At 57.4% G+C, this 15,543-nt stretch carries 9 protein-coding genes; all 9 read left to right on the top strand.

The window, feature by feature from the left end; all coding sequences use genetic code 11:
- Positions 1–8 precede the first annotated feature (8 nt).
- Complete coding sequence (locus SK3146_RS14985) at positions 9–2,084, top strand: heparinase II/III domain-containing protein (protein WP_249865782.1); 2,076 nt, start codon at positions 9–11, stop codon at positions 2,082–2,084.
- A 223-nt stretch (positions 2,085–2,307) separates the two neighbouring features.
- The gene (locus tag SK3146_RS14980) at positions 2,308–3,618 is read left to right on the top strand and encodes an ABC transporter substrate-binding protein (RefSeq protein ID WP_249865781.1); all 1,311 of its coding nucleotides are present in this window, start codon (positions 2,308–2,310) and stop codon (positions 3,616–3,618) included.
- Between the two features lie 48 nt (positions 3,619–3,666).
- Complete coding sequence (gene hepB / locus SK3146_RS14975) at positions 3,667–5,976, top strand: heparin/heparin-sulfate lyase HepB (RefSeq protein ID WP_249865780.1); 2,310 nt, start codon at positions 3,667–3,669, stop codon at positions 5,974–5,976.
- Positions 5,973–7,868 carry a heparinase II/III domain-containing protein gene (locus tag SK3146_RS14970; protein ID WP_249865779.1) on the top strand — a complete coding sequence of 632 codons (1,896 nt, stop codon included), beginning with the start codon at positions 5,973–5,975 and terminating at the stop codon, positions 7,866–7,868. The genes hepB and SK3146_RS14970 overlap by 4 nt, the downstream gene beginning before the upstream one ends.
- A gap of 89 nt (positions 7,869–7,957) precedes the next feature.
- Complete coding sequence (locus SK3146_RS14965; RefSeq protein ID WP_249865778.1) at positions 7,958–9,469, top strand: DUF3604 domain-containing protein; 1,512 nt, start codon at positions 7,958–7,960, stop codon at positions 9,467–9,469.
- Between the two features lie 39 nt (positions 9,470–9,508).
- A complete protein-coding gene (locus SK3146_RS14960; RefSeq protein WP_249865777.1) occupies positions 9,509–10,912 on the top strand; it encodes a sulfatase family protein in 1,404 nt (467 codons plus the stop codon).
- A gap of 105 nt (positions 10,913–11,017) precedes the next feature.
- Complete coding sequence (locus tag SK3146_RS14955) at positions 11,018–12,334, top strand: ABC transporter substrate-binding protein (RefSeq protein WP_249865776.1); 1,317 nt, start codon at positions 11,018–11,020, stop codon at positions 12,332–12,334.
- 96 nt (positions 12,335–12,430) lie between these two features.
- Positions 12,431–13,753: a Gfo/Idh/MocA family protein gene (locus SK3146_RS14950; RefSeq protein ID WP_249865775.1), complete on the top strand. Its 1,323-nt coding sequence runs from the start codon at positions 12,431–12,433 to the stop codon at positions 13,751–13,753.
- Between the two features lie 21 nt (positions 13,754–13,774).
- Complete coding sequence (locus SK3146_RS14945) at positions 13,775–15,106, top strand: ABC transporter substrate-binding protein (RefSeq protein ID WP_249865774.1); 1,332 nt, start codon at positions 13,775–13,777, stop codon at positions 15,104–15,106.
- Positions 15,107–15,543: the final 437 nt, after the last annotated feature.

Raw genomic sequence — 15,543 nt, 5'->3', positions numbered from 1 at the left:
AGCGGGCTATGCGGATTCCCAAGCCATGGAGCCGTCTCATTGCCCTTACGCTGCTTGTGTGCATAGCGGCGGTCGCACCGGCCTGTTCGGACGAGGCCGCTCAGAGCGCCAAGCCGCCTACGGAACAGAGCGCTTCGCCGTCCAAGCCGGATAGCGCGGAGGCGGCGAAGACGCTGAAGGGCTCGGAACCGAGCCCCGCCGATTTCAAGCCGTACGCCGGCGCGCCCCCTAGCGCGATGCAGATTATAGCCGATCTTCGGCAGCACAATCCGCAGCAGCAGCATCCGAGATTGTTCGCGACGGCGGATACGTTCATCCGGCTGCAGGAAGGCGTGAAGAGCGACCCTCTGCTGCGCAAATGGTACGGCGACCTGCGGAAGGCCGCCGACAAAACGCTGACGAAGCCGGTCGGCGCTTACGAAACTCCGGACGGCCGGCGAATGCTGTCCGCCAGAGACGCGAGGCCTATCATCGAGCAGAACGCGATGATGTTTCGGCTCAGCGGCGACGACAAATATGCGAAGCGGGCCATCGAGGAGATGATGGCGCTGGCCGCTTTTCCCGATTGGAACGATAAGAAGGAGTTTCTTAATACCGCCGAAATAACGGCGGGCATGGGAATCGGCTACGATTGGCTCTACGAGCGATTGACGCAAGAGCAGCGGGACACTATCCGTCAGGCGATGGTCGACAAAGGGCTGCAAAAGGCGCTCGACGCCCATAACAACAAGGCATGGTGGAGCGTCAGAACCGATCCGGTGAACAACTGGAGCGCCGTCTGCAACGGCGGCATCATCGTCGGGGCGCTCGCGCTCGGCGATGAAGAGCCGGTGCAAGCGCTCGCCGGGGACATTATCGCCAGATCCCTGCAATCGGTGCGGAACATTATTTTAAGCCATTGGGAGCCCGACGGCGGATGGAGCGAAGGCCCGGGCTACTGGCGTTACATGATGGAATATACGGTAAGTTATATGGCGGCGCTGCAAAGCTCGCTCGGTACGACCTACGGTCATGCCGAGACGCCCGGACTGCATAAGACCGCCTATTTTCCGATCTATACGACCGGCCCGCAGGGCACGTTCAACTTCGCCGACAGCGACAGCGGCAAGATGAAGATTCCGGAGCTGTTCTGGCTGGCCAAGGCGACGAACGATCCCATGCTGGCGGAACGAAGAATCGCCATGATGGAGGACGCCAAGCAGAACGGCGGCGTATACGATCTGCTCTGGTACGATCCGCAGTTCCGCGAAGCGGGTGCGGCGCTGCCTGCGGATCAATATTACCGCGACGCCGAGGTCGTCACGATGCGCAGCAAGTGGGACGATCCGGCGGCCGCTTTCGTCGGCTTCAAGGCGGGCACGGCAATTGCGAGCCATTCCCATTCGGATACGGGGGAATTCGTGTTCCATGCGGACGGCATCCAGTGGGCGATAGATCCGGGCAAGGAGGACTACAACCTCAAGGGCTACTTCGAATACGACAAAGAGCGGTACACCTATTACCGGCTGAAGCCGGAAGGTCATAACACGCTGGTGATCAATCCGGATAAGCAGTTTCAGCAAATCCCGACGGCGATGAGCCGGATCGCCGCCTACGATTCCAAACCGCAGGGAGCTTACGCCATTGCCGACATGCAGCCGGCTTATGCGCGCAATGCCGACACTGCGAAGCGAGGCGTCATGTTTGCGGACCGCAAACGACTGATCGTCGAGGATGAGATCGAGAACAAGGCGCCGTCCACCGTTTGGTGGTTTATGCATACGAAGGCGTCCGTCCAGATCGCGGAAGACGGCCGTTCGGCTCTGCTCAGCCAGAACGGCAAACGGCTCAGCGTCCGCATGGTGTTCCCGCCCGGAGATGAACCGGCCGGCGCGGTCTTCCAGGTGATGGATGCCAAGCCGCTGCCCGAGTCGGACAATCCGAAGGGGCAGACGCCGAACAACGGCATCCGCAAGCTGGCCGTCAAGCTGGACGGCGTAACCGCCATGCGTATGGCCGTTGAGCTGACGCCGCTGGCCGCAGGAGAGTCAGTTCCCGCCGAGCCGGGGCGCTATGTCCCGCTTGCCGAATGGTCGCTGCGTTAACCGGAAGGCTGCACTAGAAGAAGTGTCCCGGTTTGCGGCCCTTAAGCGGCGAAGGACGGAACGGGCGCGGCAATCCGAAGCCCTGCCCTGCTCCCGTTCTGGACGCCTGCCGGGACGATAAGGCGAAATCGATTGTCGCGTGCATTCATTTATTAGGAAACGGGAAGCTTTCTTAACCGACAGCCGTATGCTTCAAAAAAAGCGTAAATAGGGGGTCTTTCTGGTGAAGAAGAATGTATTGATACCGTGCTTGCTCTGTTTGGCGGCGGCTTTATCCGGATGCAGCAGCGATAAGGCGGGCGAAGCGCCCAAGCCGGCCGAGACGAACGAGAAAATCAATCTGGTCGTATACAGCTACAGCTCGGGCATTCAGGATTCGGAATTTCAGAAATTTTTCGTCGAGCCGGTGCAAAAAAAATACCCGAATATTACTATGCAGCTCGTTTCACGCAATGGAGACAAGGATACGCCCGAGCAGATCATTGCGTCCGGCAATTTGCCCGATTTGATACTGACCAGCAACGTTTACATCGGTATGTTCAACAAGCTGGGGCTCGGCATGGATTTGAACGGACTGGCGAAGAAAAACAACCTCGATCTGGGCAAGTTCGATCCGGTCGGCATGGATGCGATCAAACAATTCGGCGACAACGGGGAAATATACGCTCTCCCGTTCTCAATGAACTACGGCTTGATGATTTACAACAAAGATATTTTCGATAAATTCGGGGTGGAATACCCGCAGGACGGCATGACCTGGGATCAGGCGATCGAGCTAGCCAAGAAGCTGACGCGCAAGGAAGACGGAGTACAGTATATCGGTATTGATCCGGACTACCCGGAAAACCTCACCAGACAGTATTCGCTCCCGTATGTGGACGAAAAGGAAGAGAAGCCGCTCATTAATACGGCGGGCTACAAGACCGCTTTTTCCAAGCTGAAAGCGATGTACGAAATTCCCGGCTTTATCGGCGAGAAAAATAAATTTATGTACACCTCGAACGGCTTTTTCAAGGATCGCATTCTAGCCATGTATCCGGTGTGGGGAGACGGCGTCGTTGGCACGATCGAAGATATGGCGCAGCAGGGCAAACCGCTGAACTGGGACATGGTCACGTATCCGAGCTTCGAAGACCGTCCCGGCATAGGCAAGCCCGTCGACCTGCATCTGATGATGCTGTCTCCGCAGAGCAAGCATCAGGAGGAAGCCTTCAAGGTGATGTCCACTCTGGTGTCGGATGACGCGCAGATTGCGATGAACAAGACCGGGCGCATGACTTCCTTGAACAACGATGAGGTGAAGAAGACCTACGCTTCCGAGCTGAAAGGCTTCCAGGGCAAAAATGTGCAGGCCGTGTTCAAGCTGAAGCAGGCCGCTATCGTGAAGCCGACCGACTACGATCTGCCGTTCAAGCAGCTGATCCGCGAAGGGGCGAAGGATATGGCGCAAAACAATAAGGATGTCAATACCGTGCTCAGGGAAGTGCAGGAAAAGGCCGAAAAAGCGATGACGGAGATTAAAAACGCCAAATGACGGCAGATGAAGCCGAAGTTCATGATTGAAAAATAGGAGGCGCTAGCGATGTATCCAAAACCGCCGCATAAGCCGCCGCAGGAACATCCCCGTTTGCTGCTGCGCCACCGGGATATGCCGGGTCTTAGAGAGAAGCGGACGAAGCCGGAAATGAAGCAGGTATGGGAGCGGCTCGTGTATTTCAGCCAAGTTGACATCCGGGAAGCCGCATCGGGCGATACGCCCGAAGACGTTTATTTGATCGAAGCCAACGCCCTTATGTATGTGCTAGACGATGACCGGGAAGCCGGACAGCGGGCAAAGGAGCTCGCGCTCTCTTGCATTACGAAATCATTTAACCCGAATTTCCAGGATATTTCCCGGGCTATCGGCAGGCTGATGCTGGCTGCGGCCGTCGTGTACGACTGGTGCAGAGAGCTGCTGAGCGACGAGGATCGGCAGTTTATGATCGTCCACTTCAGACGGCTTGCGCATATGCTCGAATGCGGGTTTCCGCCGAGGAAGGAAGGCTCGATCGTCGGCCATACGAGCGAATGGATGCTGATGCGCGATCTGATCGGCACCGGCATCGCGATCTATGACGAAGATCCGGAGCTGTACGATGTGGCGGCGGGCCGCTTCTATGCCGAGATGGTGCCGGCCCGCAACTTCTTCTATCCTTCCGGCTGGCATCATCAGGGCGACAATTACGGCGCTTACCGTTATCAGGCCGAGCTGTACGCGACGTGGATTTTGGACCGGATGGGCGCGGGCAACCCGTACGACCCTTCGCAGGAGGAAGTCGGCTATCAATGGATTTACACCCGCAGGCCGGACGGCAAGCTGCTGCGCGACGGGGACAGCGACAATCCGCTGTATGCGGAGCATCAATACATCAAGCTGTTTCCGCTCGTTTATCTGATGGCCGGCAGCTACTACGGCAATCCGTACTTTATCGATCAGCAGTTCCGCGAATTCGAGACGATTCCGGATATGTACGTGTTTCACGCCTTCTTGTTCTACAATCCCGACGTCGGCCCGAAATCGGTGAAGGAGCTCCCGCTGACCCGCTATTTCGGCTCGCCGGCGGGCATTATGATCGCCCGGACCGGCTGGGACGAGGGGATGGACCGCGCTTCGTCCGCCGTCGTGGCCGAAATGCGCATCGGGGAGTACCAGTACAACAACCATCAGCATCTGGACGCGGGGGCGTTCCAGCTGTACTACAAAGGCTACTTAGCCATAGATTCGGGCATTTACAAAGGCTCGTCGGGCAAATATCATTCACCGCATAACAAATATTATTTTAAGCGGTCGATCGCTCATAATACGGTGCTCGTTTACGATCCGGATGAGCTGAAGCAGTATCCTTACGTTAAGGACGGCGGCCTGGTCTGGCCGAATGTCAACGACGGGGGCCAGCGTTGGCCGAACGAAGGGCGTCCGCCGCTTACGCTGGACGATCTGCTGAACAAGGATTTCAAGCGGGGCGAAGCGCTGGCTCATGCCTGCGGACCCGATCCGGTGCAGCCGGATTACTCCTATCTCAAGGGCGACATTACGGCGGCCTATTCCGCCAAGATGAAGCAGTTCCAGCGCTCCTTCCTGTTTCTGAATTTCAAGGATGCGGATCATCCGGCGGCGCTCATCGTCTTCGACCGCGTCGTGTCGGCGAACGCCGAGTTCGAAAAGTATTGGCTGCTGCACAGCGTGGAGGAGCCCCAAGTGAGCGGCTCGCGCACCGTCGTCTCCCGCAGCGAAGACGGCTACAACGGCCAGTTGATCAACGATACGCTGCTGCCGGAGCCGGACAATGTGGACATCGTTCCCGTCGGCGGGCCGGGCAAGGAGTTCTGGGTGTTCGGCACCAACTACGTCAACGATTTCCCGAGCACGAAGGAGCAGGGGGCATGGCGCATTGAAGCGAGCCCGCGCACGCCGTCCGAGCAGGATTTGTTCTTGAACGTGATGCAGGTGAAAGATATCGGCGGACCGGCTCCTTTGGCGACCGCGAAGGTCGAGACGGAGCAGCTTGTCGGGGCGGCGATCGGGAATTGGACGGTCTATTTCAGCAAAAGCGGTCTTCGGCTGAGCGAAGAGCTGATCATTCCGATGCCGGAGGACCGCTGCGCAGCGGCAAGCTCGGGCGGGGCTGCGGATGATGCCGGAGCGACCGGCGGCCGTGAGTGCCTGATCGCCGATTTGGCGCCCGGGACGTGGACCGTCGAGATAGCGGGCTGTCCCGCCGCCAGGCACGAGGTTGCGGAAGAAGCCGGAGTGCTTCATCTGCCGGGAGCATCAGCAGCCATGCGTCTTATTCCGCCGCCAGCCGGGCGGAGCGCGGTTAAGAATAATGGAGAGGATGAAGCTGAGGCATGATCAAGCTTAGCGAGTTGTTCGGCGCAGAGGAGCTTGGAGCGATACTGTTATCCCGCGACAGCTGCCGCCCATATCCCGATGCGGAGCAACGGGACGAATGGGAGAAGCTCCCGCCGGAGCTGCGCCGATCGGTCATTGCCGAGGGAGAGCGCTATCTCGGCTGCGCCTGGCCGGCGCTTACGGCGACGATGTATAGAGAATTTCTGCAAAACGGCAACCGCACGCGTTATGACGGACCGTATCATCTGCGCAGACGCGCGGTGACCAGTCTCGCATTAGCGGAATGCGTGGAGAACGAGGGACGGTTTATGAACGACCTGATCGACGGCATCTGGCTGATCAGCGAAGAGTCGAACTGGGTCATCTCCGCGCACAACCGGATGTTCCAGGGGCGTTATCCCGACTTGCCCGATGCGGCCGCCCAGCCGGGCATCGACCTGTTTGCGGCCGAGACCGGCAACTTGTTCGCCTGGCTGCATTACTTGCTCCGGCCGGCGTTCGACCGGGTCAATCCGCTGATCGGCGAGCGGCTGCTCATGGAGCTGCGCCGCCGCATTCTCGATCCTTACCTGCAGCGGGACGACTGCTGGTGGATGGGGCTTACGGAGCGGGAGAAGCGGCTGAACAACTGGACGCCGTGGTGCACCTCGAACTGCCTGAGCGCCTTCCTGCTTGCCGAGGAGGACGGAGAAAGACGGCTTCAAGCGGTGCGGAAGGCGCTTGCGGGTCTCGATCGGTACCTCTCGATGCATCCGGCCGACGGCGGCTGCGATGAAGGGCCCGGGTACTGGAATAAGGCCGGAGGCTCGCTATTTGACTGTCTGGAGCTGCTGTATACGGCTACCGGAGGGCAATTCAACGTATATGATGAGCCGCTCATTCAAAATATCGGGCGCTACATCTATAAGGTTCATATTCATGACCGCTATTATCTTAATTTCGCCGACGGCCCGCACCGGATCACAGTGGAAGAAGATGTCGTGTATCGCTTCGGGAAGCGGATCGGCGACGACAATATGATGGCGCTGGGGACGGCCGTTCACCAGATGCTGCGCACCGACGGATGGAAGAACATGAAGTTTTTGTCGTTCCTGCGCGTGCTGCCGGCGCTGTTCCACTACGATGTCATCGAGAACGACCGCCGTCCGCTGACCTACCGGCGCGATATGTGGATGGACGGAATTCAAGTGATGGCCGCTCGGGAGACGGACTCCCCGGATCGCGGTCTGTATGCCGCCATGAAGGGCGGACACAATCAGGAAAGTCACAATCATAACGATGTCGGGCATTTCGTCGTCTATGCCGACGGCTTGCCGGTATTGATCGATGTCGGGGTCGAGGAGTATACCGCCAAGACGTTCAGCTCCGAACGCTACGACATATGGACGATGCAATCCGGCTACCACAGCTTGCCGACGCTGAACGGATCGATGCAGCGGGACGGCCGCGAATACCGGGCGTCGTCCGCGTATTACGAGGCTTCCGCGGAAGGCTCGCAGCTGACGCTGGACATCGCTTCCGCTTACCCGCCGGAAGCGGGCGTCGTTTCCTGGCGGCGCCGCTGCCGGTTGGAGCGGATGCCGCAGCCGCTGGTCGAGCTTGAGGAGCGTTACGCATTCGCCGATTCCGCCGCCTGCCGGTTCACGCTCCACTTCATGACCTGCTGCTTGCCGGACGCGGATAACGCCGGCGTCATGGCCTTCTACCGCGATGGACGCAAAGCGCTCGTGATGGAATACGATGCCGGCGCGTTTACGGCATCCGCGGAGGCGATCGCGCTGGAGGACAAGAAGCTGCGCAATTCCTGGGGAGAGAAGCTGTACCGGATCGTTCTCACCCCTGTGAGGCAGGAGCGGGAAGGCGGGCATATCATCCGATTCCGTCAGCCTTAGAATTCGGGCGGTCGGCAAGCCGGAGACGTTCTGCGCCGGGCGCCGTCTCCATTTTACTTCCACCATACAAATAGGAGAGGATCATACTTATGCCATTATATTGGGGAGATTTGCACAATCATTGCGGAATCAGCTACGGCTTCGGAGGCTTGGAGAATGCGCTGCGTGCGGCCCGGGGGCAGCTGGATTTCGTCGCTATCATCGGCCACGCATCGTGGTACGACATGCCGGCCCGCACCGAGGGGCTGGAATATTTGGTCGATTTTCACAAGGAAGGCTTCGCCAAGCTGAAGGGCCATTGGGACCAAGTAAGGGAAACGGTGAAGAGCTTTAACGTGCCGGGGGAATTCGTAACGTTCCAAGGCTACGAAGCGCATTCGAGCCAGTACGGGGACCATCATTTCGTGTCGCCCGACGATGATCTGCCTTTGGTCGAGGGAGAGTCGCCGGCCGCCATCGTCCGGAAGCTGGCGCCGCGCCGGGTTATCGCCGTACCGCATCATGTCGGCTATACGCCCGGCTATCGCGGCGGCAACTGGGACAGCTTCGATCCGGCAATCAGTCCGATTGTCGAAGTGTATTCGAAGCATGGCAGCGGCATGTCCGACCAAGGCTTATATCCATATTACCATGACATGGGGCCGCGCGATTCGCGCAGCAGCGTGTACGAGGCTTTGCGGCGCAAGCACCGCTTCGGGTTTGTCGGCTCGACCGACCATCATGCCGGCTATCCGGGTTCCTACGGGGACGGGCGGCTGGCGGTGATGGCCGACGAGAAGACGCGGGAATCGATCTGGGAAGCCATTTTGGCGCGCAGAACGTATGCGGTTACCGGGGATAAAATCGCCTGCCGCTTTACGATGAACGGTCTGCCGATGGGCAGCGAGGCTAAAGCAAGCGAGCGGCGGTTCGAGCTCGATGTGACGGCCTGCGACCAGATCGATAAAATCGTCGTGTACAAAAATTTGCGTCCTTGGCAAATCATCAACGGCGAATCGCTTCTGCTCAGCGGATCGAGCCGGTCCCGCGAAGCCGGAGCCGGAGTCTATAAAGTCAGAGTGGAAATGGGCTGGGGCGACAGCAAAAACGGCTTTTTCTGGAACGGGGCCGCCGACGTCGGCGGGGGCAGACTGCTCTCCGTAGAGACCTGCTTCCGCGGCCGCAGCGTGCTGGCTCCAACGCCGGAGATGAAGGACGATCCTTCGATGAATGCGATCGGCAACGAGCTGATCCGCCAAACGGACACTTCCGTAGAGTGGAGCTGCACGACCTTTAAAAACCCGACGACGATGCATTCCCATACGGCTGCGCTCATTTTGGAGATCGAGGGCAGCGAAGCGTCGCAGGTGCGCGTACAGTTAAACGGCGTCGAGCTTACGGCGACGATAGGCGAACTGCTCGCAGGCAACCGGACGAAGCATTTGAAGCCTTACAATTCCGAAGCGATGGTGCTTCAGCGGGCCGTGCCGCAGCATGCTTATACGGTAAAAGAAGCGTGGACGGATACGGAGGCCGAATCGGAATGCGACGTATATCATGTCGAGATTAGGCAAATGAACGGCCAATGCGCCTTTATCTCGCCGATCTACGCTTTATCTTAATTTGAAATCCATCTGCGAAAAATCAAGGAGGATGCGAACGTGAGCCGACCGAACATCTTATTTATCATGAGCGATGACCATGCCGCTCATGCGATGAGCTGCTACGGCAGCCGAATCAATCAAACGCCGAATTTGGACCGGATCGCCGAAGGGGGGATGCGATTTGACAACTGCTTTTGCACCAACTCGATCTGCGCTCCGAGCCGGGCGACGATTTTGACCGGACTGTACAATCACTTGAACGGAGTTCAGACGCTCGGAGATAAGCTCGACGGACGTCAGCAGACCGTATCCAAGCTGCTGCAGCAAGACGGCTACCAGACCGCGATTATCGGCAAGTGGCATCTGGGCCACGGCGGCGACAGCGATCCTACGGGGTTCGATTACTGGAACGTGCTGCCCGGCCAAGGGGATTACCATCAGCCGACCTTTATCGAGATGGGGACGGAAAAGCAGTATGAAGGCTATGTAACCGATATTATTACGGACCGGTCCATCGCTTGGATTACGGAGCGCGATAAGGATCGCCCGTTCTTCCTGATGTGCCATCACAAAGCTCCGCATCGCCCGTGGCTGCCGGATGAGAAACACGCTCATCTGTACGAGGACATCGACATTCCGGAGCCGCCGACGTTCGACGACGATTACAGCAACCGCGCCGCCGCAGCCGAAGCGGCGATCATGCGGATCGAGCGCGACCTGAAGAAGCGCGACTTGAAGATCGATCCGCCGGAGGGCTTGACCGGGAAGGAGCTCAAGAGCTGGAAGTATCAGCGCTACATCAAAGATTATTTACGCTGCGTGGCCTCGATCGACGATAATGTGGGACGGCTGCTGGATACGTTGGATGCGGAAGGCATCGCCGACGATACGATCGTCATTTATACGTCCGATCAAGGCTTTTTCCTGGGCGACCACGGCTGGTTCGACAAGCGCTTCATGTACGAAGAGTCGCTGCGCATGCCGTTCATCGTCCGCTACCCGCGCGAAATTCAGCCGGGCTCGGTTCAGGATGCGATGGCGCTGAATACCGATTTTGCTCCGACGTTTCTAGATTATGCGGGGCTGCAGGCGCCGGAGCCGATGCAGGGCGTCAGCTTGCGCCCGCTTATGCAAGGGAGTGTGCCGGAGGGCTGGCGCACCTCGATGTACTACCGGTACTGGATGCATCTTGGCGAGCACGGCGTATACGCCCATTACGGTCTGCGCACGCATGATTATAAATTGATCTACTACTATGCCGACGCGCTGGGCGCTACCGACGCCGTCGACGATCCGAAGCCGCCGGAATGGGAATTGTTCGACCTGCGCAGCGACAGCCATGAAATGAACAACGTATACGCCGATCCGGCCTATGCCGGTACGGTGAAACAGCTGACGGAGGAGCTGCACCGGCTGCAGGTTGAGGTCAAAGATACGCCTTATACGGCCGGCGTCCGGTAGTATAAGGCGCTGAACGCGGCCGCTCGTCTTGGAATGACTTCGATCAAGGTTTTTCTCAACTTGCGTTTTACAGAAATTGGATGATGCCAATGGGGAGGGGAAAGCATGAGAAGAAAAGCAGGGGCGGCCGTACTGTCCGCCGTCATCGCCGCCACGATGATATCGGCATGCAGCAAGCAGGAGGCGGCCAACAACGCGCCGGCCGGCGAAGAGCAGCACGAGCCGGTGACGCTCAAATTTTATACCGGAGACAAGGATTATGAACAGAAGTTCCGCACCGAGGTAGAGGCGAAGGTGAAGGAGAAATACCCTTACATTTCGTTCGAGTTCCAGGGGGCCGATCAGGGCAAGGAGATTCAGGATTTGGTGCTTGCCGGCGACAGTCCGGACATTTATTACCAGGGCATTTCCGCGCTCAATGAGAAGCTGGTCAAGTTTAATCTTCAATATGACTTGACGGATCTGATCAAGCAATCGAATTTCGACCTGGATCGGATCGATCCGGCCTATCTCGATATTATCAAGAACGCTTCGGCCAGCTACGGCGCCGGGCTGTATGGGCTTCCCGTCAATACGTTTACGCCTGTGCTCTATTACAATAAGGACATATTCGATAAATTCGGGATTGCTTATCCGAAGGACGGAATGACCTGGGACGATGCGTACGCGCTCGCCGAGAAGCTGACCCGTTACGAGGACGGCGTGCAGTATCGCGGCATGACGATGAATTTCATTTATTTGCTGGATAATAACCAGCTCGGAGCGCCTTACTTGCATCTGTCCGAGGATCGGTCCGACGTCAATACCGACGCCTGGAAATCGATCTTTACGACGTTAACCCGGTTTTACCGGTTTCCGATGAACGCGCCGATGGACGAGCGCAGCCGGGTGAAGGAGGTAGCCAGCTTCGTCAAAGACCGCGTATCCGCGATGCATGCGGATGTGACGGCGGCGGCCGAGAGCTTCCCGGACGATTTCACCAATTGGGATATGGTATCTCTGCCTACGATGAAGGAAGCTCCGGGCACGAACGCGCAGATTAACCCGCGCTTCTATTACTTGATCAGCGCCAGCAAGCATAAGGAGGAAGCGTTCAAGGTGCTGCAATTCGTGCTGTCCGACGAGATGCAGATGCAGGCCAGCAAATCGGGCAAGGCGACGGTGCTGAAAAATCCGGCGATTCAGCAGGCGTTCGGCCAAGACTTCTCGATGCTGAAGGGCAAGCATACGGAAGCGCTGTACGTCAATAAGCCGGTCAAAGCCCAGCCGGCCCGGGATTCGAAGCTGGTCACCGTTCCGGTAACGACTCCGCTGAACAAAGAATTCAATAACGTGCTTACCGGAAAAAAAGACGTGAACACCGCGCTGCGCGATCTGGAAGAAACGCTGAACAAGGCGATTTTGGCCGAACAGAAAAAATAAGCGCGCTTAAAAGCATGATAAACAAGCGACCGCAGGACACGACGAAATCACGATCCTTTTAAACGCCGCTTACATACGACTGGAGGCGACACCGAATTGAACGATACCGTCAAAGGCAATCCGAACGATCAGACGAAGGCGGGCTCGGAGCGGCCCGTTACCGCCGTCATCGTAGGCGCGGGGCACCGCAGCTTAATCTATGCTTCCTATGCCCGGCGTCATCCCGGCAGCTTCCGTATTACGGGTGTGGTCGATCCCGATCCGGAACGGAGACAGCGGACGGCCGAGGCGTTTCGGCTGCCTCCGGAAGCCTGTTTTGAATCCGTCGGGCAGCTGACGGCCGGTCCCCGGATAGCCGACGCGGCAATCAACGGGACGATGGACCGTCTGCATGTGGAGACGACGCTGCCGCTGCTCGCCGCAGGATATGACGTGCTGCTGGAGAAGCCTATAGCGACGACGGAGGAGCAGCTGCGCGAGCTTTACGTCAAGGCGCAGGAATGCGGGCGAATCGTTATGATCTGCCATGTATTGAGGTATGCGCCGTTTTACAGGGAAATCCGCAAGCGGATAGCGGCGGGCGACATCGGCGAAATCGTCAACATCCAAACCGCCGAACACGTCAGCTATCATCATATGGCCGCCTCTTACATCCGCGGCAAGTGGAATTCCCAAGAGAAATGCCAGTCTTCCATGCTGATGGCCAAATGCTGTCATGATCTCGATATTCTTACATGGATGACCGGCGGACTCAGGCCGCTCAGAGTCGGCAGCTTCGGCAGCCTGATGCAGTTCAAAGCGGAGCGCGCGCCCGAGGGCTCGGGAGAGCGGTGTCTGGCCGATTGCCGGATTGAAGCGGATTGCGCCTATTCCGCCCGCAAGCATTATATCGAGCAGAAGCGGTGGGGGTTTTACGTATGGGAGAACCAGCATCTCGGCGTCAAGTTGACCGAGGAAGAAAAGCTGGAATCGCTTCGCACTACGAATCCGTACGGCCGCTGCGTGTGGCGCTGCGATAACGACGTCGTCGATCATCAATCCGTCATGGTGGAGTTCGAGAACGGCAGCACGGCGACGCATAATATGATCGGCGCGACATCGCGTCCATGCCGGACGATCCATATCATCGGCACGCGCGGGGAAATCCAGGGGGTGCTGGAGGACGGCAGCTTCGTCGTCAGACATCCCGACCCGCGGGCAGGGCATCAGTATTCCGAGGAAAAAGTGACCGTCGACGTGACGGACGACAGCCATGGAGGCGGGGATTTGCTGCTGGTGGAAGATTTCGTCCGCGTCCTGAGAGGGGAGCGGGCGTCGATATCGTCTACGCGGCTCGAACAGTCCATTTACGGACACGAAATCGGATTTGCGGCCGAGCGCTCCCGCACGGGGCACGCAACTGTGGAACTGGCCTATTAAAACAAATAAAGGGGTATATCAATGAAATCGTGGGTTCAAATGTCAGGAAAAATCATTATTGCTTCCACGCTGGCGGGGAGCTTGCTCGCCGGATGCAGCGGAGGCAAACAGGAAGGAGAAGGAGCAGGAGAATCGGGGAAACAAGAGCCTGTCGAGCTTGTCTTCTATCAGACCGGCAACGCGGACTGGACGGAAGACGATTTTATGAACAATTACGGCAATTACATCAAGCAGAAGTTTCCGAATATTACGCCGAAATTCGTGCCGGTGCCGGCTTCCAAAAACATGGACGGCTTGATTACCGGCGGCCAGCAGTTCGATATCCTTATTTTCTCGATCGGCCACACGCATCTGAATTTGATCCGCAATGAATTTCAGTACGACATCTCGGACTTAATTAAAAAGAAGAACGTCGATCTAAGTCGTTTCGAGCCGTTCACGATCGAGCAGCAGAAGGAAATTGCCGGCGGAGGCATTTACGGTTTGCCGCTGTCCAACACTTCTCCGGTTCTGATGTATAACAAGGACATTTTCGACAAATTCGGAGTGCCGTATCCGAAAGACGGCATGACGTGGGATGAGGTCTACGATCTTGCCAAGCAGCTGACGCGCAGCGATAACGGCACGCAGTATTACGGGTTCCTGGCGTCGCCGGAGCATATTTTGAAAACGAATCAGTTTTCGGCGCCGTTCGTCGATCCGAAAACGTTCAAGCCGATGTTCGACGATCCGAAGATGATGACTTTTCTGGATAACTTGAAGCGGTTCTACGAATTGATTCCGACGACCGACGGCAAGCCGCTGGAAGGGGGCTTCTTCGCTTCCACCGCGCAGTCGAGAATGTTCTCCAAGGATAAGACGCTGGCGATGTGGTCGCATTTCTCGAACTCGGCGGTCAATTTCCCCGACGATCTGAACTGGGATTACGCTTCGCTGCCGTATTTCAAAGAGCTGGGCCAGGTAGGGCCGCAGGCGTATCCGGGCTATATATATATCAGCAAGACGAGCAAGCATAAGGACGAGGCGATGGATGTCATTCAGGCTTTGACTTCGGATGAGTTCCAGACGATCCGTTCCAAGATGGGAATCGAGACGGCGCTCAAAAATCCGGAGATTAAGAAAACGTTCGCTCAGGATTTGCCGAAATACAAAGGCAAAAACATTCAAGCGATCTTCCCGCAGCAGTACGCCGCTCCGGCCCCGCTGACCGAATACAACGATTTGGCCTGGAAACGGCTTAACGAAGCGTTCGGCGATATCGGAAGAGGCAAGAAGGACATCGTGACCGCGGTCAGAGATTCGTCGGAGCTGCTTGCCAAAGATATTCAGGCCGAGCAAACGAAAAAGAAGTAAGGCGGAGCCGGACTAGAAGCACGGTGAATAATTCCGAAACATATGGCCTAGGGGCCGCATAGCAAGGGGAAAGGCGTCTGTCCGCGAGGGACGGACGCCTTTTTGCCGATAGTTGTATCTGGCGTTTGCGCCGGCGATTGCACAATCCCTTCGCATGTACTGATCGGGGGAACCTGTCACTTGACCCGATCGCCAGGGGCGTTGCTATTGCTGCGGGCAGTGTTGCTTGCTTGCCGTTTTGCCGCAGCGGGAAGGATCAAGCAGCGTTATGGCTTCTACAGTTTCCTGGCCGTGATTAAATTCGGGCTAAAACGACGATCTTTTTATGCTTTTTGTGGAAAATGAAGAGGGAAATTTTCGATTTTAATGACGAACTTGCGTTTTTGATGATATTCACACCGCCGATTGCGGCTGTATAATGGCTACGGTGCGTGGCG

It is taken from the genome of Paenibacillus konkukensis (assembly GCF_023523925.1).
GTDB lineage: Bacteria > Bacillota > Bacilli > Paenibacillales > NBRC-103111 > Paenibacillus_S > Paenibacillus_S doosanensis.
The sequence above is the reverse complement of the archived record's forward strand: the minus strand, read 5'-3'. Positions and strand labels throughout refer to the sequence as shown.